General features: G+C 35.3%; 19 protein-coding genes. 10 read left to right on the top strand and 9 right to left on the bottom strand.

Annotated elements, in window-relative coordinates; genetic code table 11:
• The first annotated feature begins 52 nt into the window (after positions 1–52).
• The 7 genes from BM296_RS02880 to BM296_RS02850 all read left to right on the top strand — a co-directional run bounded on the left by BM296_RS02880 (position 53) and on the right by BM296_RS02850 (position 5,436).
• Entirely contained in the window at positions 53–1,774 is a 1,722-nt protein-coding gene (locus BM296_RS02880) for a leucine-rich repeat domain-containing protein (protein WP_091901316.1), read from the top strand.
• Between the two features lie 33 nt (positions 1,775–1,807).
• Positions 1,808–2,209 carry a biotin/lipoyl-containing protein gene (locus tag BM296_RS02875; RefSeq protein WP_091901314.1) on the top strand — a complete coding sequence of 134 codons (402 nt, stop codon included), beginning with the start codon at positions 1,808–1,810 and terminating at the stop codon, positions 2,207–2,209.
• A gap of 158 nt (positions 2,210–2,367) precedes the next feature.
• Complete coding sequence (locus BM296_RS02870) at positions 2,368–3,318, top strand: SDR family oxidoreductase (protein ID WP_073241152.1); 951 nt, start codon at positions 2,368–2,370, stop codon at positions 3,316–3,318.
• A 26-nt stretch (positions 3,319–3,344) separates the two neighbouring features.
• Complete coding sequence (locus BM296_RS02865) at positions 3,345–3,857, top strand: hypothetical protein (protein ID WP_091901312.1); 513 nt, start codon at positions 3,345–3,347, stop codon at positions 3,855–3,857.
• Position 3,858: 1 nt separating this feature from the next.
• On the top strand, positions 3,859–4,770 hold the full coding sequence (locus BM296_RS02860; protein ID WP_091901310.1) for a helix-turn-helix domain-containing protein: 912 nt from the start codon (positions 3,859–3,861) through the stop codon (positions 4,768–4,770).
• Between the two features lie 34 nt (positions 4,771–4,804).
• On the top strand, positions 4,805–5,140 hold the full coding sequence (locus BM296_RS02855; RefSeq protein WP_091901308.1) for an avidin-fold protein: 336 nt from the start codon (positions 4,805–4,807) through the stop codon (positions 5,138–5,140).
• Entirely contained in the window at positions 5,137–5,436 is a 300-nt protein-coding gene (locus tag BM296_RS02850; protein ID WP_091901306.1) for an antibiotic biosynthesis monooxygenase family protein, read from the top strand. The genes BM296_RS02855 and BM296_RS02850 overlap by 4 nt, the downstream gene beginning before the upstream one ends.
• 97 nt (positions 5,437–5,533) lie before the next feature.
• Here the strand turns inward: BM296_RS02850 and BM296_RS02845 are convergent, their stop codons facing one another.
• Complete coding sequence (locus BM296_RS02845; RefSeq protein ID WP_091901304.1) at positions 5,534–6,874, bottom strand: sugar porter family MFS transporter; 1,341 nt, start codon at positions 6,872–6,874, stop codon at positions 5,534–5,536.
• A gap of 115 nt (positions 6,875–6,989) precedes the next feature.
• Here BM296_RS02845 and BM296_RS02840 point away from each other — a divergent pair, with 115 nt between their 5' ends.
• Positions 6,990–7,700: an SDR family oxidoreductase gene (locus tag BM296_RS02840; RefSeq protein WP_091901302.1), complete on the top strand. Its 711-nt coding sequence runs from the start codon at positions 6,990–6,992 to the stop codon at positions 7,698–7,700.
• 2 nt (positions 7,701–7,702) lie between these two features.
• On the opposite strand, the gene BM296_RS02835 is transcribed toward BM296_RS02840, so the two are convergent.
• The 4 genes from BM296_RS02835 to BM296_RS02820 form a co-directional block, all read right to left on the bottom strand.
• Positions 7,703–10,444: a PD-(D/E)XK nuclease family protein gene (locus tag BM296_RS02835; protein WP_091901300.1), complete on the bottom strand. Its 2,742-nt coding sequence runs from the start codon at positions 10,442–10,444 to the stop codon at positions 7,703–7,705.
• A gap of 73 nt (positions 10,445–10,517) precedes the next feature.
• Positions 10,518–11,861, bottom strand: a complete 1,344-nt coding sequence (locus tag BM296_RS02830; RefSeq protein ID WP_091901298.1) for an OmpA family protein — start codon at positions 11,859–11,861, stop codon at positions 10,518–10,520.
• A gap of 113 nt (positions 11,862–11,974) precedes the next feature.
• Positions 11,975–13,168, bottom strand: coding sequence for a glycine C-acetyltransferase (kbl, locus tag BM296_RS02825; protein WP_091901297.1), 1,194 nt, complete (start codon positions 13,166–13,168; stop codon positions 11,975–11,977).
• A gap of 6 nt (positions 13,169–13,174) precedes the next feature.
• Entirely contained in the window at positions 13,175–16,270 is a 3,096-nt protein-coding gene (locus BM296_RS02820; protein ID WP_091901295.1) for a UvrD-helicase domain-containing protein, read from the bottom strand.
• 119 nt (positions 16,271–16,389) lie between these two features.
• Between BM296_RS02820 and BM296_RS02815 the strand changes: the two genes are divergently transcribed.
• Both BM296_RS02815 and BM296_RS02810 read left to right on the top strand, forming a co-directional pair.
• Positions 16,390–16,998, top strand: a complete 609-nt coding sequence (locus BM296_RS02815; protein WP_027065675.1) for a superoxide dismutase — start codon at positions 16,390–16,392, stop codon at positions 16,996–16,998.
• Positions 16,999–17,601: 603 nt separating this feature from the next.
• The gene (locus BM296_RS02810) at positions 17,602–17,781 is read left to right on the top strand and encodes a hypothetical protein (RefSeq protein WP_091901293.1); all 180 of its coding nucleotides are present in this window, start codon (positions 17,602–17,604) and stop codon (positions 17,779–17,781) included.
• A gap of 81 nt (positions 17,782–17,862) precedes the next feature.
• Here BM296_RS02810 and BM296_RS02805 read toward each other — a convergent pair whose 3' ends face one another.
• The 4 genes from BM296_RS02805 to purN form a co-directional block, all read right to left on the bottom strand.
• Positions 17,863–19,761, bottom strand: a complete 1,899-nt coding sequence (locus tag BM296_RS02805; RefSeq protein WP_091901291.1) for an amidophosphoribosyltransferase — start codon at positions 19,759–19,761, stop codon at positions 17,863–17,865.
• Positions 19,762–19,805: 44 nt separating this feature from the next.
• Complete coding sequence (locus BM296_RS02800) at positions 19,806–20,732, bottom strand: PfkB family carbohydrate kinase (protein WP_091901289.1); 927 nt, start codon at positions 20,730–20,732, stop codon at positions 19,806–19,808.
• 114 nt (positions 20,733–20,846) lie between these two features.
• The gene (locus BM296_RS02795; RefSeq protein WP_091901287.1) at positions 20,847–21,482 is read right to left on the bottom strand and encodes a ribonuclease H1 domain-containing protein; all 636 of its coding nucleotides are present in this window, start codon (positions 21,480–21,482) and stop codon (positions 20,847–20,849) included.
• Positions 21,482–22,057 (bottom strand): phosphoribosylglycinamide formyltransferase, encoded by a 576-nt coding sequence (gene purN, locus BM296_RS02790; protein ID WP_091902933.1) that lies wholly within the window; start codon positions 22,055–22,057, stop codon positions 21,482–21,484. The genes BM296_RS02795 and purN overlap by 1 nt, the downstream gene beginning before the upstream one ends.
• Positions 22,058–22,323 lie beyond the last annotated feature (266 nt).

Below are 22,323 nucleotides of genomic sequence, written 5' to 3'. Positions count from 1 at the left end.
TCAATAGCAACGCTTTAAATTATAATATATCCCTAAGCAAATTCTTTAAAGTATGAGCCAACAAAAACTGCTACAAGCTGTATTTCAAGACCAGAAATCAAGAGAAATACTAGCTATGAGTTCCTTCGGTGATATTCTCTTTAAAACAACAAATACCCAAGGCGATTGTTATGCTTTATTGCAGATTTATATAAACAATAACAATACAAACAGGCAGTATGCATTTTACTTTAGGCAACACCTACTGGGCAATAGCGCAAAACAATACAAGCAATTTTTAAGCGGTAAGGGTTTGTTTAGAACGGCAGAACAAAAAGAATTACACAAGACGCTAATGTTGCGTGAGGGGCTGCTTGAAACTCTAGATAAAAAACTATCAAAAAAACCGAACGAAGTTTATATAGCCAATACCTACCTAAGTAATCTAGATAATATAGAGGCTTTTTACACCTTGCCTAGTGACGCTTTTTACGAAAAGCTATTGCAAGAGTGTACTTTTAATGAAGATACACTTACTGACCTTACTGAAATAGACAATATAGGTGATAAGCCGCCTTTTTATATTCAAAAGTTATATTGGGGTTACGGCAGGGAAGATAGCGCTGTAAAAGAGAAATTGTACGAGTGCATAAACCTTCAAGATTTATCGGTCTGGAATGAATTTGGCGATTTTTTAAACGAGCAAATTTCTAAATTACAGCAGCTGAGTAATGTAAGCGTGTATAATATGCATAGCATTCCAGATGCATTTTTAAATAATTTACATACGTTGCCAAACTTGGTAAGCCTTACATTGGGCAGACATTCATCGAACGCATTAGATCACCAATATCAGCTCAAAACTTTACCTGAGAATTTAGTTGCGTTACAAAATCTAAAATACCTGAATTTAGATGGCAATCAACTTACCGATTTTGCAGAGATAAGTAGATTGTCGCATTTAAAAACCTTGAGTGTATACAATAACCAGTTTACTAATTTGGAAGGTATAGCGGGTCTGCAGCAGATAACAGAGTTGAATTTGGCAAACAATGCTATAACAGAATTACCGATAGCCTTAAAAGAACTGAGTCAGTTAAAGGTACTAATTCTTAGCAAAAACCCTTTGCAAGAAATACCGAGTTGGTTGGGAGAACTTACCCAGCTTGAAGAGCTTCATTTAGAGCAGACACAGTTAACAACACTACCAGAAAGTATTGGTCAATTGACCCAATTAAAAGTATTGGGGCTGAAGAAGAATCCGTTTGAAACATTGCCAAAAATTATGGGCAAGATTCCAAAACGCGTTTTAGATTTGGAACTAAGAAACAGGGCTTTGTTTGATGCCAAGGCAAAACAAAAGCTTTCTGAATACCCAGAAGGAGACTTCTTATTTGAATCTGACCTTAATTTTAAGCTATTGGTCATTCAGAAATTAATGTATGAGGATGAGGTGCTGCTGCCAAAGTTTAATATTTATGATTTTGCCAAAACACATGATATCGATATTGAGGAAAGGGGCTATAACATACTTCCAGAAGCGGTAGAGTACTTTAAGAACATCAAAATACCGTCTAGCCTGTTAATAGATATTGAAGAATTATATCCGGACGGAGGCAGTGAAATTTACAGTCAGCTGTATCCTTTTTGGGACGGGGAAGATGACTGTTTTGATGTGAAAAGCATAGCAGATATTGAATATCTACCACGCTTAAAACGAACCAATAATCTATTATTCAATAAAGATTTGGTGAAAGAACTAAGAAAAAGAAAGATCAAGGTAAGCAACTATTAGTGCATTTAAGATGAACAGTAAACCATCAATAATTTGATAAAAATAATAGAAGCATATTTAGCTAAGCTTTTTGAATATAATAAGAAAAGCGCCCAGTATAGTGAAGATCTTAAAGCTAATCCTCATTTTAGGTCTACTGAAGAAATGAACAAAGAAGACCTAAAATCTAATGCTTTTGTCGCTCCAGAGCTCAAGAAAGGAGAAATAAGTGTGTGTATATCTCCAGATTTGGGAAATCAGATGCCTCTGGTTTTAGAAAAGTGGTATGTTAAAGTTGGTGATAGGGTAAAATCGGGTGATGTATTATGTGCAATTGGGAACGAAGCCGTTACCATGGAATTTGAAAGTTTCTATAATGGTAAAGTAATCTGGATTTGTGAACATAAAAAAGACTTAGTCCCAGGAGATGAGCTATATAAAATTGAAGGTATATAGCAGTAATTCCTAAACCCACTATCCCACTATCCCACTATTCTACTATCAAACTAATTCCCACCAAAAAGTACACAAGATTCGAAAATGCGTGTAAGTGCTCTCGGCATCTTCGCATATACCTTTGTCCTATTCTTTTAGACACTTAAATAATAGGCGATATGAGTACAACACAATTTGGTAACAATGGGTGGACACCAAATAGAATAAACAGCCTTGAAGGCAAAACATTCATTATTACTGGTACAACCAGTGGCACTGGTTTTGAAGCTGCAAAAATACTTTTGAAAAAAGGGGCAAAAGTGGTGATGCTTAACCGTAACCCACAAAAATCTGCCGATACTATAGCAGCCTTAAAGCAAGAGCTAGGTAATGCCATACCGGTAAGCAATATAGAGATGGACTTGGCATCATTAGCATCCGTTAAAAAAGCTGCAGATGAAATACTTAAAACTGTACCGCAAATAGATGCCTTAATGTGCAATGCAGCCATTGCCCAAGTACCCAAACAAACCTTTACCGAAGATGGTTTTGAAAGTCAGTTAGGGGTAAACCATTACGGTAATTTCTTATTGCAAGCATTGCTATACCCACGTATAGAAGAGTCAAACGGGCGAATAGTAACCGTGGGCAGTATGGGCTACAATTTAGGCATTAAGACCATACAATTCGATGATATGAACTGGGACAAGAACTACAGCCCGAACGGCGTGTATAGTCAAAGTAAATTGGCACAGATCATGACCGTTTATGAATTGCAAGATAGACTTAAGGCGGCGGGCAAAACAGGTGTGAAATCATACGCATGCCACCCTGGTGCATCTTCAACATCATTGATCAAGACCAGCGGTAGCTTGTTGACAAGATTTATTTGGCAGATCATGAAATTAACGCCCATGGTACAATCTGCAGAGAAAGGGGCGTACCCAGAATTGATGTGTGCCACCGAACCAGATTTGGATCAAGAAGGATTTTACGGGCCAACAGGAAAAAATTATTGGACAGGGGCCGTAGGTGAGTGTAAACTAGAACCGCACGCGAAAGATAAATCGGTAATGAAAAGGCTTTGGGAGCTTTCTGAAAAAGAAACCGGTGTAACTTGGAATTTGTAAATTAGTAAACGACAAAAATTATAGTAATGGATATATTGAAAGCAGCAACAGACTGGGCAAAGGCCGAACTTTTTTCAACACCGTTTTTCATGCTCTTCGGTTTGGCATTTTTAGTGGCAAGCTTCGGTTTTTGGCAATTAGGCAAGACCGATATGGCTAGAGCTTACATCTTACCCACCTTGGTAGCAGGTAGCTTACTTTTAATTATAGGATTGGGATTATTTTTTACCAACAAATCAAGAATTCCCCAATTTGAAAAAGCCTACCAAGTAGATGCACCGGCATTCGTGGCATCAGAATTAGAACGTGCAGAAGCTACCTTAAAGGAATATGATACTGTTGTTTTTAAAGCCATACCGATAATTATAGTGGTTTGTGCTCTGGTTTTATTATTTGTAAGTACACCTATTTGGAGGGCAAGCATGATCACCACTATAGCTATGTTAGTTGTTATTCTGTTGGTAGATGGTACGGCCCAAGCAAGAATTGACAGTTATAATAAGGAATTACAGTTGGCAGCTAAAGAAATGAAGAAATAATATGCAGCACTTTAAAACATTATCCGCTTATTTGGAATATCTAGAACTTCCTAGTCCGGAACACCCTATGTTAAGTGTATTTTCTGCAATAGGAGAAGGTTTTTTGCCATGCCATAAAGAAAGTTCGCCACCTATAACAAATGATTGTTATTCCATCAGTTTTAAAAAAATCATAAAAGGAGATTTAAACTACGGTAGAACAACCTATGACTTTACCAATGGTGTGCTATTTTTTATAGCACCTAGGCAGGTCTTACAATGGGATAATAGTGCTGTATTTGAGCAAAAAGGCTTTTCCATCAACTTTCACAAAGATTTTTTAAAAAGAACCGAGTTGGCGCATCAGATCAAAAAATACGGATTCTTTTCATATTCCGTCAATGAAGCGTTGCACCTATCTCCAAAAGAAGAAAAGCAGATAGCATCTATTGTAGCAAATATTGAAATAGAATACCAAAACAACCAAGATGAGTTCAGTAAAGACATCATTATTTCTCAATTAAGCACCTTGCTTAAATATGCTAATCGCTTTTATGAGCGACAATTTTTGAACAGAAAAGAACTTTCTACGAGTTTGTTAGAACAGTTTAATGAGCAATTATCCCAATATGTAGAATCGGGTCAGCTACAGGAGAACGGTATACCGAGTATAGAACAGATTGCTTATAAAATGGGAATTTCCCAGCGTTATTTGAGCGATACCTTAAAGAAAGAAACCGGAAAAACAACCACTGAGCATTTGCAATTGTTGTTAATAGATGAAGCCAAGAATATGTTGTTGCATCCCAGTAAAAGTATTGCTGAGGTAGCATATGAATTGGGTTTTGAATATCCGCACTATTTCTCAAGGTTGTTCAAAAAAAAAGAAGGTATCAGCCCAACGGCATATCGTGAGAAGTTTAGTGTGAATTAAAGTATTGGTATATAAAAAGCTAATCCGATACAGCATGAATTATAATAATAAAACATTTAGACCGGTAGCCAATACTAAGAATGGTGAAACTAGCCATGAAACCCTTTTTAAGTATACACAAAAAGAAAATATACTTACCGCTAGTTATTGTGGCGGAGAAATACTCGAAGGGCACTTAATAGGGTTGGTGGCTTTAGATGGTACTATTGACATGCGTTATCATCAGGTGAATATAAAAGGAGCGTTAATGACAGGTAGGTGTGTCTCTGTTCCCGAAATTATGGAAAACGGAAAAATAAGACTTCATGAAAGCTGGCAATGGACTTCTGGCGACCAATCTAAAGGCAACTCGATAATAGAAGAAATATGATACTTGAAGTCGCCATATTACATGTTAAGCCAAATTTACAAGGTAAGTTTGAAGCAGATTTTGCACTCGCTAGTGAATACATTCAGGCAATTGATGGATATTGTTCACATACCTTGCGTAAATGTATTGAGATTGATGGGCAATATATATTATTAGTAGATTGGATAGATGTTGAAAGTCATGAAATAGGCTTTCGAAAATCTAAAGGTTATTTGAAGTGGAAAGAACTGTTACATGATTATTATGATTCTTTTCCATCGGTAAACCATTATGAAACGGTTTTTGAAAACAAATAATTATTATATTTTTTATTGAAAAAGTATTAAGAAAAAGACAGGCAAACTATAACAATAGTTTGCCTGTCTTTTTAATGTAATAATGGGTTATAATTCTTTATTCTTTCACCAACTCCTTACTCAGTTCTTCTAATGAAACCCCTTTAGTTTCAGGCATTTTGGTAATTGCCCAAATGAGTTGCAATACCATCATAGCACAGAAGAAGTAGTAGATATACCAAACATGGTCTTTAAGAACACCTTGGGTAGCATCTAAGAAAAACGGAGTAATCAAAGTTATAATCGCAGCAAATACCCAGTGAACACTAACACCCCAAGATTGCCCGTATGCACGTACGCTGTTAGGGAATATCTCTGAGATAAATACCCAAATTACCGCACCTTGCCCAATGGCGTGAGAGGCAACAAAAGTACAAATGAAGATAATGGTAAGTGTAGATCCTAAATTCATTTGAAAACATAGACCTACCATGATTAAACTAATAATATAGCCAATAGATCCAATGATAATCAGTTGGCGCCTACCCAATTTATCCAGTAAACGAATACCTATAAATGTAAATACGAGGTTTACGATACCAATGGCAATAGAATTGAAAAGTGATTCTTTACCACCAAGACCTGCTTGCTCCAAAATTTCGGGCGCATAATACAGTACAAAGTTGATACCCGACAACTGATTGAAAAATGCTATAAAGAAAGCGAGCCAAAGTACTTTTGAGTATTTCTTTTGAAAAAGGCTTTCACTTTTGGTGGAGTGTTGTAAATCGGTCTTTATCTCGGTCAATTGCAGAGCGGCTTTTTCTTTAGAGTGTATGATCTCTAATATCTTTAAGGCACCTGCATCGTCTTTTTTGTGTAATGCCAACCATCTTGGGCTTTCTGGAACTGTAAATACCATTATGGTATATATGAATGCAGGTATGGCTTCAACACCTAGCATCCAACGCCAATCATTTGCACCATCAAAACCTTTTAGCAACCAGTTAGATACAAAGGCAAGTAAAATACCGAACACCAACCAAAACTGATAAAGTCCGCCTAATTTTCCACGATTCTCTTTAGATGTAATTTCAGAAATGTAGATAGGTGCTGCAACAGAAGAAATACCTACACCGACACCGCCAATAAAACGAAATACTGAAAAAGAGTAAGGATCTTGTGCCAATGCGGAACCTAAAGCAGAAACGAAAAATAATATTCCCACCCATAATAAGGTCTTTTTACGACCAAGATTTTTTGTTGGGATACCACCAAAAAGTGATCCCGCAACGGTACCCCAAAGGGCCATACTCATGATAAAAGTTCCATGAAAAAGCGGAGAAGTGTTCCATAATTGTTTTATAGGTTCGTTTGCCCCGCTGATAACTACGGTATCAAATCCGAATAAAAATCCTGCGAGGGCCACGGTAATGGACCATACGATAATTCTGTTCATTGTTGAGTGTTAAGTTGTTGTTAAATATAATGAATGAAAACCACAAAATCGTAACCTTTTGGGTTAACAAAAAAATCAAAGAATTGGTAACTTGTGATAATTATAAAATTGAACGATGAAAGATTTGAAAAATAAAGTAGCCTACATTACGGGAGGCACTAAAGGTATTGGTTTTGCAGTTGCACAAACATTGCTAAACCAAGGTATGAGAGTTGCAATTAGTGGTCGATCTCAAGAAAGTGTAGACAAGGCACTTAAAGATTTTAATACTGATGCAGTTTTAGGAATTGTTTCTGATGTCTCGAAAATGGTAGATGAGAAAAATGCCGTTTCTAAAATCATGGACAAATGGGGTCAGTTAGATGTTGTTTTGGCCAATGCCGGTGTAGGTAATTTTGCGCCAGTTGATCAGATGACAGAAGAAGAGTGGCACCAGATGATAGATATTAACCTAAGTGGAGTGTTTCATACCCTAAAGGCATCTGTAGAAAGTCTAAAGAAAACGGAAGGCTATTATATTACATTGGCTAGTTTGGCAGGTACTAATTTCTTTGCACAAGGTGCAGGGTACAATGCTTCTAAATTTGGTGTAGTTGGTTTTACACAAGCGGCAATGTTAGATTTAAGACAGTACGGTATCAAGGTTTCTACCATTATGCCAGGTTCTGTGGCAACACACTTTAACCATAATGAACCAGATGAAAAAGATGCATGGAAAATTCAACCAGAAGATATTGGTGAATTGGTATTGGATCTTTTACAAATGAACGAAAGAACCTTACCTAGTAAAATAGAGGTAAGGCCTACAAGACCAGATAAGAAGTAAGCTTACACTTCTTTTTCTGTAAACGGAATGTCAGCATTACAGATTTCTGTAATAAGCTGACCAAGTATCTGCTCGAAATCAGAAATCACTTCATTATTTATGATGTGGTTTTTGGCTCCTCGGGCAGATTCTTTTTGTGCAAATAACAACGTACCTTCCGCAAAATTCTTCAAAGAAATAATACCTGCTTGTATAGATAAGTTCTCTTTCGGGTTGGTTTTAAAATACATTAATCCGTAGCAAAGCAATTGAAAAGCTTTACTGTACTGATATTCATCCGTTAGAATATCCCAATCTATAATTTCTACATTACGGCGTTCTACTTTCCCTGTTTTGTAATCTATAATACGGGTGATACCATCATACTCATCTACACGGTCTAATTTACCCTTTAGAATGATAGGAAAATCTAATCCGTTAACCGTTAGTGGTACAGATAAAGATTGCTCTAAGGCTATAATTTTTATTGTATGGTCTGCCAATGCCGTTACTTCAGCATCAATAAAGGTTTGTATGTATTTTAAAATGACATGAAAAGAAATATAGTTTTTGCCAGAGCTGATATTCCCTTCCTTGTATGTTTTATCAAAATTTTTGGCAACGATATTAGATATGTGCTTTCGGATTCCGTTTAGTAAATCGGGCGTTAGTTCCTTATTGATTAATGGGGTGTACAATTCTTCTAAACTATCGTGTACAATAGTTCCAAAAGTATTTGGTGCTAAAGTCTCTTCTACCTGCAGTACTTCGTTTATGTTCAATAGATTCTGTTTGTAGAAATCTATAGGGTTTCTAATGTAATTGCTGAGTGAGCTAGGTGAAAATCCTTTTCTAGCTTTATCTTGAATAAGATCAACTAACGATTTTGTTTTTTCTACCTGTTCAATTTCTTTGGTAACAGGCTGTATAGTTGGTGTTGCAATAAAGGATTTGATGTCAGTTCTATTATCGTCGGTAAGCAATTGCGTAATCAATCGGCTTCTTTCTCCGCCTTCTAATGCATCTGGTTCTGTATTGTATAGTATGTATACATTTTTAGCACGTTGTAATAAACGATAAAAGTGATAGGTGTAAACGGCATCTTTCTCTTTGTAAGTAGGTAATCCGTTTTTAATTTTTAAATCGAACGGAATAAATGAATTATTAGATTTCCCAGAAGGTAGTACGCCTTCGTTCACCGAAGTGATAATGATGGTTTCAAAATCTAACAACCTACTTTCTAGCATACCCATAATCTGAATACCTTCTATAGGATTCCCCTGAAAATCTAAAGTTTCTGAACTGAGGAGTTGTTTAAACAGATGTTTCAGACTTTTTAGATTATTGATATAGGTAAAACTGTTGCATAAATCTTTCAGTTGATTGAATAGGGTGAAAAACTTGTATAGCTGTTCTAAGAGCAGAGAATTCTGTTTTACAACCTCTATAACCCTAATAGATTGAATAAGCGATAAGAAGTTGTCTATTAATCTATTTGGATTGTTTTTAACGTCTTCAAACAATAACTGTATGGCTGCATTCTCAGGTAATAATGCACTGATTTGTTCATTGGTGATATACGACCAATTGTTGGTCTTAATCTTTGATATTAGTATATCTGCAGAAACCTTATTAGCATCAAATAGTAATACTGCATATGAATGTGTTAATAAGTTTAATAAATGCTTATAGAACCAGCCTTTATCTGTTTTTTGTTCATGAAACTCTATGAGATTGGTAAAAAAGCTGGCAAGAGTAGTGGACTCTAGCTTTTGACCCATAGTAATATTCGTAGCCGGTATATTATCAGGAATAGAGTTTAGTAAAGGATTTAATAACTCTTCATTACCTAAAACAATTGCGGCATTACGTAAAGCATCTGGAGATTCATTCTGTATGTTGTACAGTAATTCGCCCACATAGTTTACTTGAGATATGTTTTTAGGTACCCCAATGATTTCAATATTCTTTTCAGTATTGTAGTAATTGGTTAATCCGGCAAGGGGTTTTCCTTCTAGGATGTTCCAGGTATTTTGATAATTTCTTATAAAATAACCGGCATCATGTATATTGTCTTTTAAGAAGTAAGGGTCGATATCCCAATAGATAGAAGCCTCTGTCTTTTCTAGAATGGTTTGTATGAGAATACTTTCTGCAGTATTCAAGGCATTAAAGCCTAAGAAAATATGTTTTTTACTGGTTGTTTTAAGGTAGTTAGGTAATTCAGATACCGATGTTTTATAAATAAGTCCTTGGTGACCAAGACCTTGTTCCAATAATCGGTTATTGAATTGATTGTAAATGTCTTCTAAATATCTCCAGAAATGAAGATAATTCTCTATCATCTCAGAATTATCAGGATTCAAAGACCAGTGGTTCACCTCTTGTATGGCGGCAACATTTTGGTATAGGGTAGATGCGTCTACGAGATAGCGATCTACTTCGTTAAAATCTTGAAGAAGTATTTGTCCCCACTTTAAAAAAGAATCAAAAGACTCCTTTTCATAATCGCCCACTTTTAGATAGGCATTATAAAGTTCAAATAATTGGGTGGTTGTATTTGCCGTTACTAGGTTAGATACCTTCTCAATGAAATCTTCTATACTATAGATTTCTGGGGCAAGTACTGTTTTAGTATGTGATTTGGACAGTATTTTTTTTAGAAATACACCTGCACGTTTACTGGGTAATATAAAAATTACGTTACCTGTGTCTTGGTTATTTCTTAATACGTCTTGTACTACATCTTTTATAAAGCTCTGCATAGTGTAAAAATAAAAAAGCTCCGCAATAATGCGGAGCTTTTATTTATTAAAACACTTAAGGTTTGTTTTAAACTTATTTTACTAAGTTAATTTCTACCCTTCTGTTTTGAGTTCTACCAGTTCTAGTGTTGTTTGTTGCGATAGGCTTAGCCTCACCGTAACCAACTGCTGATAATCTAAACTCTTCAATTCCTTTATCAACTAAGAATTCTTTTACAGAAAGAGCTCTTGACTCAGAAAGGCTTTGGTTTAATTTTTCGCTACCTACGCTGTCAGTATGACCTTCAACAGTAAACTTAGCGTTAGGGTATTCTTTAAGGATTGTGATAATGTCAACCATTACAGAAGTAGACTCAGCTTTGATAGAAGATTTACCAGTATCAAACAAGATAGTTCTAGCGTAATCATTCAATTGCTTTTGAACTTCTTCAGTTACTTCAGGACAACCAGCGTTAGCTACTGTACCAGCAACATCAGGACATTGATCATCTTTGTCTAATACTCCGTCACCGTCTTTATCAGCCCAAGGACAACCTTTGTTTTCAGCAGGACCAGCTTCAGAAGGACAAGCGTCATCTTTATCAGCAACACCATCGCCATCAGCATCAGGACAACCAGCTAAAGCAGGAAGACCAGCTTCGTTTGGACAAGCATCATCTTTATCAGCAACACCGTCACCGTCAGCATCAGGACATCCGTTCATTTCTTTAGAACCAGCTTCGTTAGGACAAGCATCTTTGCTGTCTTCGATACCATCGCCGTCAGAATCAGGACAACCGTTGAATGCTTCAAGACCAGCAACTTCTGGACAAGCATCATCTTTATCATAGATACCATCACCGTCAGTATCAGTACCACCAAATTTAACTGAAATACCAGCTAAGTGTTGGAAATGTGGAGCTAAGTAATCTTCGAAAGCATGCTTGTAAGAAGATTGTAATGTAAGACCTAAGTTTTCAGAAAACCAGATATTAACACCAACACCACCATTTGCAGTACCAGCACCGATTTCGTCAATCCAAGTATAACCACCACCGATTTCTACGAAAGGATCGATAACAGTTTGTCTTTTTATGATATCATATTTAATTGTACCATCTATAGCGTAGTGAGAAAGATCGTCAACGCTAACGTCACCAAGTTTGCTAATTTTGTTAAGAGAACCTCTAGCACCTACAGAGAAACCATCTCCGATTGACTTAGATACTCCTACATAAGAAATAGAAGGTAAAATGTTCCAGTGATCGTTCACATTGAAGAATTCGTTACCGAAAGAACTTACATCCGAAGTAGGATATACGTCAATGGCATTAACCCCAAATTGCACTTGCCAAGGGTTATTCTCGTCTTGCGCTTGTATGCTGTTGATACCTACTACAAGTAGGGCAACCGCCAATAATTTGCTAAGATGTTTCATGTATTAAATTTTAAGTTTAAGTGTTTATTAGCTGCAAATGTAACTTGTTAAATATTATTAACAAAATCAATTTCCTATTTTTTTTAATGCATTTAATAGATTAAATAATGCATTTAAACGATTTTTAATTCTTTCCCCACCTCTGTGAAAGCCTTAATGGCGGCATCTAAATGATCTTTTGAGTGCGCTGCAGACAGTTGAACTCTAATTCGCGCCTTCCCTTTTGGTACTACGGGATAGAAAAAACCGATGACATAAATGCCCTTTTCCAATAACTTATTTGCCATGTCTTGTGATAATTTTGCGTCGTACAGCATTACCGGGACTATGGCAGAATCTCCGTTAACTATATCAAAACCAGCAGCTTTGATGCCTTTTTTGAAGTATGCAGTATTTTCCTGCAATTTATCTCGCAAGGAAGTATCGTTTTCTAACATATCAAATACCTTAATAGATGCACCAACAATTGCAGGTGCTAAGGAGTTAGAAAACAAATAGGGTCTTGAACGTTGTCTTAGTAAAGTGATAATTTCTTTTTTCCCTGTAGTATAACCACCCATGGCGCCACCTAAAGCTTTACCTAGCGTACCGGTAATAATATCAATTCTACCCATAACACCTTTTTCTTCTAAGGTGCCTTTACCTTTTTCACCTATAAAACCGGTTGCATGGCATTCATCTATCATAACCAAAGCATCATACTTATCTGCCAAGTCACATATTTTATCTAAAGGCGCTACAATACCATCCATAGAAAATACCCCATCGGTTACTATGATTTTAAAACGTGCACCATCTTCATTGGCTTTAATAAGCTGCGTTTCTAAATCTTGCATATCGCTATTGGCATAACGGTAGCGCATGGCTTTACACAAACGAACACCATCAATTATAGAGGCATGATTTAAAGAATCTGAAATAATAGCATCTTCCTTAGATAATAATGGTTCAAATACTCCACCGTTAGCATCAAATGCAGCAGCATATAATATGGTGTCTTCGGTACCATAGAAATGTGCTATTTTCTTCTCAAGCTCTTTGTGTATATCTTGGGTTCCGCAAATAAACCGTACTGAAGACATACCAAAACCATGCGTGTCCATAGCATCTTTTGCTGCTTGAATAACATCTGGGTGAGATGATAGCCCTAAATAGTTATTGGCGCAGAAATTAATTACTTCTTGTCCCGTATCTAGTTTTATGACTGCATCTTGAGGCGAAACAATAATTCTTTCCTCTTTAAAGAGTCCGTCATTCTTAATGTTTTCAATTTCTTGTTGTAAATGCTCTTTTATTTTTCCGTACATATCTTTTTATATATAATCTAATTCTATTTCTGTATTAATATAGACAATGATTTTTTGGTCAATAATATATCCCATATTTGAAAAACTCTCTGCGTAAGTATTTAATTGATGATGATATTTGGGACTTTGTTCTCCTGTTTTATAATCAATTATAGAGGCATGATTATCTTTAATAACAACCCTGTCCGGTCTTTGTATGGTGCCATCTGCCATTAACAAATCGCGCTCGTTTAATATTTCTATACCTTTCTCGTAAAATTGGTTTAAATCTTTATGTAGTATTACCTTTTTTACAATTTCCTTTATCTCTTTTACCTCCTGTTCCTTTATCAATCCCTTCTGTAGTGCCATTTGTATAGCCCTATTTAAATCTGTAGTGGTATAAATAGCACCTAAAATATAATGTATAACATTCCCTTGGTTAATGGCAACATCTAAACCTTCATCCCAGAGTGTACCTGCCAAAGCAAGTATCTTAAAATCTGCTCTATTTTTATTGGTATATATATAAGGTATAGTAAGTTGATTTGTAGTAGTATGTTCTTTTACTTCATTCAATGAGAAATCACCAAAATCATATGATAGTTTATCTTGTTGGTAAGCACCTATACTTTTTAGAAAATGGATAAATAGTCCGGAATAGTAATTGGGGTTGTGCGCCCCTTTCTTGTCAAGATTGTTAGCGCTTATAATAAACAGGGCATTTACGGCTCTGGTAAGAACAACGTATAATAGATTGAAGGCGTCTAATTGAAGCTTTTGGTGATCAATAGTATATAAAAGTGATTCAATTTCACCATATTCCTGTACTTCTTGTTTTTTGTTGATTAGTACTTCTGAAAAGCCAAGGAATTCATCTTTGTTTACCGGTAACCATAATTTTGGGTCTATTTCTTCAAATACATTAGAGTTTGCGTAAGGAAATATAACCACCGGAAATTCTAACCCTTTAGATTTGTGAATGGTCATTATTTGTACCGATTCTATATTTTCTGGTGTACTGATACTGGCAGAATTACCTTTTTTGTCCCAATAATCTAAGAAGGATTGCATGTCCGAACCATATTTCTGCTCTACATCAAAAACCAAGTCCATAAATGCCGAAAGGTGTGCATCTGAAGAAGGAATAAGGTCAAAAGTTTTAATAGCATAAGCTAAACCATCAAAAACTGAAGTCTGTCTAAGTTGGGAAGCATCAAAACCGTATACAGCTAATAAGTGCTCATCTAGATGACCTAAATTTTCATAGATATAAGCGTGCTTGTCTTTTTTTCCTTCGGATAGAAAATTTAGAATTTCATATTGTATCTCTAGTTCCGTGGGTTGAACCATATACCTAATAAGCTGCACGAGGAATATAGTTTTGGCACTTTCACTAAGTAATAATGAATCTGATGATACAACAGGTATGCGATGTTGCATTAAAAAATCTGCCAATAAAAGACCATGTTTCTTTTTACGGATAATAATACAGATATCACTATAGGTATACCCTTGCTCCAAACATTTATTAATGGTATCTAATGTATTAGTAGCATACTCCTCATCAGAATCTTCTTCTAATAATGAAATATTTACATAGCCACCTTCTTTCTGGTTAGTTTCTTGGGTGTTACCAATTTTAAAAAATTCTTGATATACCTCGTTTTCTAAAAACGGACTAATGCTTTGAAAAAAATTATTATTGAAATTAATGACTTCGGCATAGCTTCTATAATTCTTTGGTAAAGTGACCAATTCGGATTTTACCGTAAATGGATGCGATTGGTGCGTTGCCAGTTCAAGAAACTGTTCTGCTTTACCACCACGCCATCTGTAAATTGCCTGTTTTGGATCGCCTACTAAAAAAAGTGACCCTGTAGTACCGAGCTCATCTTCGCCTTCCATGGCGTTACCTATTAATGGAATAAGGTTTTCCCATTGCATTTGTGACGTATCTTGAAATTCGTCAATGAAATAATGGCGATATTTTTCTCCTAAGCGCTCGTAAATAAAAGGTGCAGGTTGGTCTTTAATTTCTTTAGCGATTAAAGTATTGAATTCAGAGATAGAGAGTTGGTCTTTTTCTTCCTGAATAATTTTTAATTCTTTTTGAATAGCATTTAGAAGAGCGAAAGGAATAATATTCCTATTGATATTAGCGTACAGTCCTCTTTTATAGATAACCTCTTTAATAGCTTGATATTGGGCAAGTAATTGTGGGGCTAAATCTTGTGGAGCGTCTTTAATAGTCGCTTTTACTATTTTACCATCAATTAAATTATCTTCTAGTTTGTTGTTGTAAAGTTGAGTTGGGTTAAAATTTCCAGCCTGTATTTTTTTAAAATGATTTGGTAATGTTTCCCTTGGGAAATCTTTAAAATCCAATCCGCTGGCAACAATTATCTCAAGGGCTTTAGAAGCGAGTTCAACAATTTTTTTCTCTAAGTGTTTTGTTTCTTTTTTAAGATGAGTTTGAAGTTTTAAAAAATCTTCAAGTTCCACTTGTTTTAAGTGTTTTAGATGATCGGCATTATTTTCATCGAATATAAGTTTACCAATTTTTAATAGATCGAATGCTATATCCCAACTTCTATCATCTTCAATTTTTTCAAGCGCAAAATCTAAAAGGACTTTTGTAAATACTGGGTCTTCGCCAGCTCTGCTAATAACACGTTCAACAGCTTCTTGCAAAAGAAGATCAACATCTAAAACAACTTCAAAATTTTGCGGAATTTTTAAATCCTTAGCAAAAGTTCTTATGAGTCTGTGTGTGAACTTATCTATAGTGGAAATGTCAAAAAAAGCGTAATTGTGTAAAATTTGCTTTAGGCGAAGTTTGCCTAGTACTGGTAGTTCTTCAAAAGTGTAATTGGTTTCATTTAATATATCCTTAAATAAGGGAGAGGCATTTTCAATAGAATTGGTTTTAGAAAACTCAAATAGGCTATTTAATATTCGATGCTTCATTTCATTTACTGCTTTGTTAGTAAATGTGATAGCTAATATTTTTCTAAAATTTTGAGGAGATGCCAGTATAATTTTCAGGTATACTTTAGCAAGGGCATAGGTTTTGCCGGATCCCGCAGAAGCATTATATATGGTAAATGAATTGCTTGACACTAGTTTTTACTGCAAATTAAGGATTCCTGCACGGTTCTTAACAAATTATTTGGTGAATATAAATGTTAAAATTCGTAGTTTTGAGTGACTATTAATATTAATCTTAAAACAAAAAAATTATGGCTTTTCAATTACCGAAATTGCCTTACGCTTATGACGCTCTTGAGCCTCATATAGATGCGAGGACTATGGAAATACATCATACAAAACACCATAACGGATATACAACTAAATTAAATGCGGCTATTGAAGGAACCGATCTAGAAGGTAAATCAATAGAAGATATTTTAACTGGTTTGGATATGAACAATGGTGCTGTAAGAAATAATGGAGGAGGTTTTTACAATCACTCATTATTCTGGACAATTTTATCACCAAACGGTGGTGGAAAACCTAGTGGCGAATTAGCAGAAGCAATTGATAGTGCTTTTGGTTCTTTTGAAGAATTTAAAAATAAATTTACAACTGCTGCAGGTACTAGATTTGGTTCTGGTTGGGCATGGTTATGTGTTCAAAAAGGTGGTAAAGTAGAAGTTTGTTCTACTCCAAACCAAGATAATACCTTAATGCCAGGAGTTGGTTGTGGAGGTCATCCAATTTTAGGTTTAGACGTGTGGGAACATGCTTATTACCTAAACTATCAAAACAAAAGACCAGATTATATTGAAGCATTTTTCAACATAATTAACTGGGATGAAGTTTCAAAACTTTATGCAAGTAACAAGTAAATAAGAGTAGAAATATTCTTAACTACTTTGTAGGAAACCACTTATGAAAATTTCATGGGTGGTTTTTTCGTTTTTAAAAATAGAAAAGGGCGGAGAAGTCTCCACCCTTTTCGTCCCAAATCTTACCATAAACTTAACCTACTTATGCTATGGCAATACTAAATTACTGGTATTGAGTAAATAAAAAAAGGAATTTTGTGAAAAAATTAAACTTTTATTTTGCTAATGGACTTTTGTGAGGGAGTAATAAGTTAGGGTAACTGTCTAGAAGATAAGCCGATTGATATAAAATAAAAAGACGGAGCATTGCTCCGTCTTTTCCCCAAATCTTACCATGAACTTAACCTACTTATGCTATGGTTCTGTAAATATATAGTGGTGGGGTGCTTATTAAAAAGCTATTCGATGTAAGTCTTAAACTTAGGTTGTAATGCAAAATGTAAATTTTGAACGATAATTTTTGGAAGAAGGGAATCAGAAATAGGTATAAAATAAAAAGACGGAGCAATGCTCCGCCTTTTTCCCCAAATCTTACCATGAACTTAACCTACTTATGCTATGGTTCTGTAAATGTAATTGCCTTATTAGAGACTAGGAAAGGTATTGGCTGAACTTCTCGAAATAACGTTAAAGGGGGCATTGGGCAGAAAAGGTTTACAAATTATAGAAACCTTGAGTTATGAAAATAAAAAAGGCGGAGAAGTCTCCACCTTTTTTGCCCCAAATCTTACCATGAACTTAACCTACTTATGCTATGGTAGCTTTAAAAGTAAAGATGGTTAAGTCAATCCGACTATTCAGTCGATAAAACGCTTTATTCGTCGATGAAATGCATAAAAAGCATGCATTTCATCGATATATTATTTAATAAGCACGTTCATTGTTTCCTTCGTAAAAGTTGATGAATGCTCTATTTACAACTCTGTTTCCACCTGGTGTTGGGTAGTTACCGGTAAAATACCAATCTCCTAAATTCTTAGGACAAGCCTCGTGTAAGCTCTCAATGGTTTGGTATATAATAGATACTTCAGCATTAATCCCTTCAGGACTTAAAAGCTCTCCTGTTTTCTTTGATATCTCTTTCGCAGTAAAAGGAGCGTAGAATTCTTTCACATAATTGATAACATCATTATCATGGGTATTAACCTGTGTTAAACACTTCTTGTAGATTTCCTCTACAATATGCATAGTGTTATTGTCTTCATGTAAGGCTAAAGTAGCTTTAAAGGCAATAAAGTCTTCTAGTTTGGCCATATCTATACCATAACAATCAGGATATCTAATTTGAGGCGCAGATGAGACCACTATAATTTTCTTTGGAGATAATCTATCCAATATTCTAAGAATACTCTTTTTAAGGGTAGTACCACGAACAATACTATCATCTATAATTACAAGATTGTCACCTTCCTTTACAGAACCATAAGAAATGTCATAAACATGGGCAACTAAATCATCTCTGCTGCTGTCTTGAGTAATAAATGTTCTAAGCTTGGCATCTTTGATGGCTACTTTCTCGATCCTTGGTCTTACATCTAATATTTCATGTAATTGTTCACCAGTAATTCCTGTACCTAAAGCTAAAATCTGCTCTTCCTTTTTCTTGTTCAAATAGTTTTGAGCTTCCTTGACCATTCCGTAGAAAGAAGTTTCGGCGGTATTTGGAATATAAGAGAAGACCGTGTTTTTGATATCTTCTTCTATAGATTCCAATATTTGTGGAAATACCAATTTCCCTAATGCTTTTCTTTCTTGGTAGATTTCTTTATCACTACCTCTTGAGAAATATATACGTTCAAAAGAACATGCCTTACGCTCCTTAGGTTCCTGTATTTGCTTAATGGCACTTGTACCGTTCTTTTTAATGATGATTGCAGCACCTGGGTCGAGTTCTTTCACTTCATCATAAGGTACGTTGAATACTGTTTGTATTGCAGGTCGTTCTGATGCAACAACAACAACTTCATCATCTCTATAATAGTATGCAGGTCTAATACCGCTAGGATCTCTTAAAACAAAGGCATCGCCGTGACCTAATAAACCGGCCATTGCATAACCACCATCAAAATTCTTTGCCGCTCTTCTTAATATTTTAGAAACTTTTAAACGTTCGGCAATTAAAGGTGAAGCTTGCTGTTTTGTAAAACCTTCTTTTTTTATCTGCTTGTATAATTTTGCTACCGCATCATCAAGAAAATGACCAATTTTTTCCATGACAGTAACTGTATCTGCCATTTCTTTAGGGTGTTGCCCTAACTGAATTAAATTGTCAAAAAGTTCATGAACATTGGTCATGTTGAAGTTACCGGCAACAATAAGATTACGGTGCATCCAGTTGTTCTGTCTTATGAAAGGGTGAACACTTTCAATACTGTTTTTACCAAAAGTACCATAACGCACGTGTCCTAAAAGGAGCTCACCTATATAAGGTATGTGCTTTTTTTGCAACGCAACATCATCTTCATATTCTGGATGTTCTTTTAACTCTGTATTAATACGGTCATTAATTTGAGCAAAAATATCCTGTATAGGCTGCTGTTGACATGATCGAACACGACTCATGTAACGTTCCCCTGCTTTTACATCTAATTTAATACTGGCAAAACCTGCACCATCTTGTCCACGATTGTGCTGTTTTTCCATCATTAAATACATTTTATTTACACCATAAAATGCTGTTCCGTATTTTTCTTTGTAATACTCTAGCGGTTTCAATAACCGTATTACAGATATACCACACTCATGCTTAATTGCGTCACTCATTGTTTTTGGTATTAAAAAAACCCCAAAAATTTTGGGGCTAGGGGTTATTGTAATTCTATGTCAAACTGGGTCAGTTTTTTAAACTGATGCAGTCTTTCTCTAATTTCTTTACGATCTAAACTTATCATTCTTTCGGTCCCGAATTTTTCGACGCTAAACGAAGCTAGGTTAGATCCGTGAATGATAGCTTTTTTCATATTCTCAAAAGAATTATCATCGCTTGCTGCCAAGTATCCAGAAAATCCTCCGGCAAATGTATCACCGGCACCTGTTGGATCAAACACTTCTTCTAATGGTAATGCTGGTGCAAAGAATACTTGGTCTTCGTTAAATAACAAAGCGCCATGTTCTCCTTTTTTAATCACTACATATTTAGGTCCCATCGTAAAAATTTTCTGTGCCGCCTTAACTAAAGAATATTCTCCAGTTAATTGTCTAGCTTCCTCATCATTGATGGTTAATACATCTATATGTTTAATAACCGCCATTAAATCGCTTAAAGCATTGTCCATCCAAAAATTCATGGTGTCCAATATGATTAACTTTGGTCGTTTTTTCATCTGTTTAATTACACCCATTTGAACAATTGGGTGAAGATTACCTAGCATTACTACATCGGCATCATTATAGTCCTCAGGAACAACAGGGTTAAAGTCTTCTAACGTATTTAATTCTGTAGCTAAAGTGTCTCTAGAATTTAAATCATTGTGGTATTTACCTTTCCAAAAGAATGTTTTACCACCTTTTACAATTTCTAAAGCAGAAATATCGATACCTCTGTCGGTAAGTAAGTTTAAATATTCTTGAGGTAAATCATCACCTACTATAGATATAATGGCTGAATCTACATCGAATTGCGACGCTGCCAAACCAATATAAGTAGCTGCGCCACCTAGTATTTTATCTGTTTTACCAAAAGGAGTTTCTATCTCATCAAAAGCGACAGTTCCTACTATTAAAAGCTTGCCCATAAATATGAAAAAATTTAAGCTGCAAATATAAGGTTTTGAAAAGCGAATTAAAACGGTTTATTAAATACAAATTGCATTAGTTATCAAAGAGGAGCTGTTGATATAATATAGTAATTATTTCCTACCAAAATCTGCAGGAATTTCCCCCCAAGCCTTCGTTTCCCATTTTACCACTACCGTACTGTATTGGTTTTTCTTTAACCAATCTACAGCTCTGTCTATAAGTTCAAAAAGATTTTTGTTTTTAGCGGTTACTGCCAATTTGGTATTGCAGTTCTTTTTGCGCACCCAGCTCATGGCTGTTCTAGAGTCTGTATAAATGATACGGTCGCTCTTGCGCTCCTTTAAAAATGCGAGCCCGTGTACAATAGCCAAAAACTCACCAATATTATTTGTACCCTGTGGAAATGGACCTTGTCTAAATAATTTCTTGCCTGTTTTGGTATCTACACCTTGGTATTCCATAACACCAGGATTACCGCTGGAAGCTGCATCAACAGAAATAGAGTGATAATTAGGTTGCCCTATTCGTAAAAGTTCTTCTTTTGACAGGGATGATGCTGTTTTTTTCTTTCCTTTAAAATCGGCATAATTACCATTGTAGGCTTTTTTTGCGGTTTCAAAAGACTCAAAAGACTTGTATTCGGCACCAGCATAATTAGCTATGGATTTTTTACACTCTTTCCAAGAATCAAAAATACCAGGCTTCTTTCCTTTCCAGACAACATAGAACTTTCCTTTTTTTGCCATTACTGTTTCAATAATATTTCGTCAATAACTTTAGGGAAATACTCATATTCTAATTGATGCACCTTTGACGCAATGTCCTCAGCACTGTCGTTGGGTAGTACGGTAGCTTTTGCCTGTTTAATTATAGCTCCTTCGTCATAGTGCGCATTTACATAATGTATAGTAATACCTGTTTCTGTTTCTTTATGCTCTTTCACGGCATTATGAACATGCATACCGTACATGCCTTTGCCACCGTATTTTGGCAATAGTGCCGGGTGTATGTTTATTATTTTATTAGGGAAGGCGAGGGTAATAGCTTCTGGCACTTTCCATAAAAACCCTGCCAATATAATAAGGTCTGGCTCTAAAGATTGAAGCATATTTAGTATAAAATCGCTTTTAGAGAAAGCTTGTCTATTAAAAAATAGGGCATTTATTTCAAGTCTATTGCACCGTTCAATGACTTTGGCATCGCTTTTGTTAGTTAATACACAGCATATAGTAACATCTTTGCGGAGTTTAAAATAGTTGGCAATGTTTTCAACATTAGATCCTGAACCTGAGGCAAAAAGAATAATTTTTTTGGTTTTCAATAGAAGTGGTCTTTTTAAGAGAGCGAACAATGAAATTAAATTCGGCAAAAAAAGCAAATAAAAAGCTTGTCAGTATTTAGAAAAAAACGATTATCATCTATAGTTCTATTACCTCACTTCTTTTCAATACCTTTTAAAAACGTTACCGAAACAAAATATTTAATACGGTAAAATTACAGCACATGTCTTTAATTTTATTAAATTACAATACATTTTAACGACAATTAGTGTAATTAAACCAAAGTTTTTTATTTTTGCCTTCAATT

Source organism: Maribacter stanieri (assembly GCF_900112245.1).
In the GTDB taxonomy this organism is placed as follows: domain Bacteria; phylum Bacteroidota; class Bacteroidia; order Flavobacteriales; family Flavobacteriaceae; genus Maribacter; species Maribacter stanieri.
This window is presented reverse-complemented; position numbering and strand designations above follow the sequence as displayed.

Coding starts and splice junctions, on each gene's coding strand:
- BM296_RS02870 (WP_073241152.1), top strand. CDS start 2,368: ATGAGTACAACACAATTTGGTAACAATGGGTGGACACCAAATAGAATA.
- kbl (WP_091901297.1), bottom strand. CDS start 13,168: ATGTACGGAAAAATAAAAGAGCATTTACAACAAGAAATTGAAAACATT.
- BM296_RS02845 (WP_091901304.1), bottom strand. CDS start 6,874: ATGAACAGAATTATCGTATGGTCCATTACCGTGGCCCTCGCAGGATTT.
- BM296_RS02815 (WP_027065675.1), top strand. CDS start 16,390: ATGGCTTTTCAATTACCGAAATTGCCTTACGCTTATGACGCTCTTGAG.
- BM296_RS02880 (WP_091901316.1), top strand. CDS start 53: ATGAGCCAACAAAAACTGCTACAAGCTGTATTTCAAGACCAGAAATCA.
- BM296_RS02800 (WP_091901289.1), bottom strand. CDS start 20,732: ATGGGCAAGCTTTTAATAGTAGGAACTGTCGCTTTTGATGAGATAGAA.
- BM296_RS02835 (WP_091901300.1), bottom strand. CDS start 10,444: ATGCAGAGCTTTATAAAAGATGTAGTACAAGACGTATTAAGAAATAAC.
- BM296_RS02850 (WP_091901306.1), top strand. CDS start 5,137: ATGATACTTGAAGTCGCCATATTACATGTTAAGCCAAATTTACAAGGT.
- BM296_RS02840 (WP_091901302.1), top strand. CDS start 6,990: ATGAAAGATTTGAAAAATAAAGTAGCCTACATTACGGGAGGCACTAAA.
- BM296_RS02860 (WP_091901310.1), top strand. CDS start 3,859: ATGCAGCACTTTAAAACATTATCCGCTTATTTGGAATATCTAGAACTT.
- BM296_RS02865 (WP_091901312.1), top strand. CDS start 3,345: ATGGATATATTGAAAGCAGCAACAGACTGGGCAAAGGCCGAACTTTTT.
- BM296_RS02795 (WP_091901287.1), bottom strand. CDS start 21,482: ATGGCAAAAAAAGGAAAGTTCTATGTTGTCTGGAAAGGAAAGAAGCCT.
- BM296_RS02830 (WP_091901298.1), bottom strand. CDS start 11,861: ATGAAACATCTTAGCAAATTATTGGCGGTTGCCCTACTTGTAGTAGGT.
- BM296_RS02805 (WP_091901291.1), bottom strand. CDS start 19,761: ATGAGTGACGCAATTAAGCATGAGTGTGGTATATCTGTAATACGGTTA.
- BM296_RS02855 (WP_091901308.1), top strand. CDS start 4,805: ATGAATTATAATAATAAAACATTTAGACCGGTAGCCAATACTAAGAAT.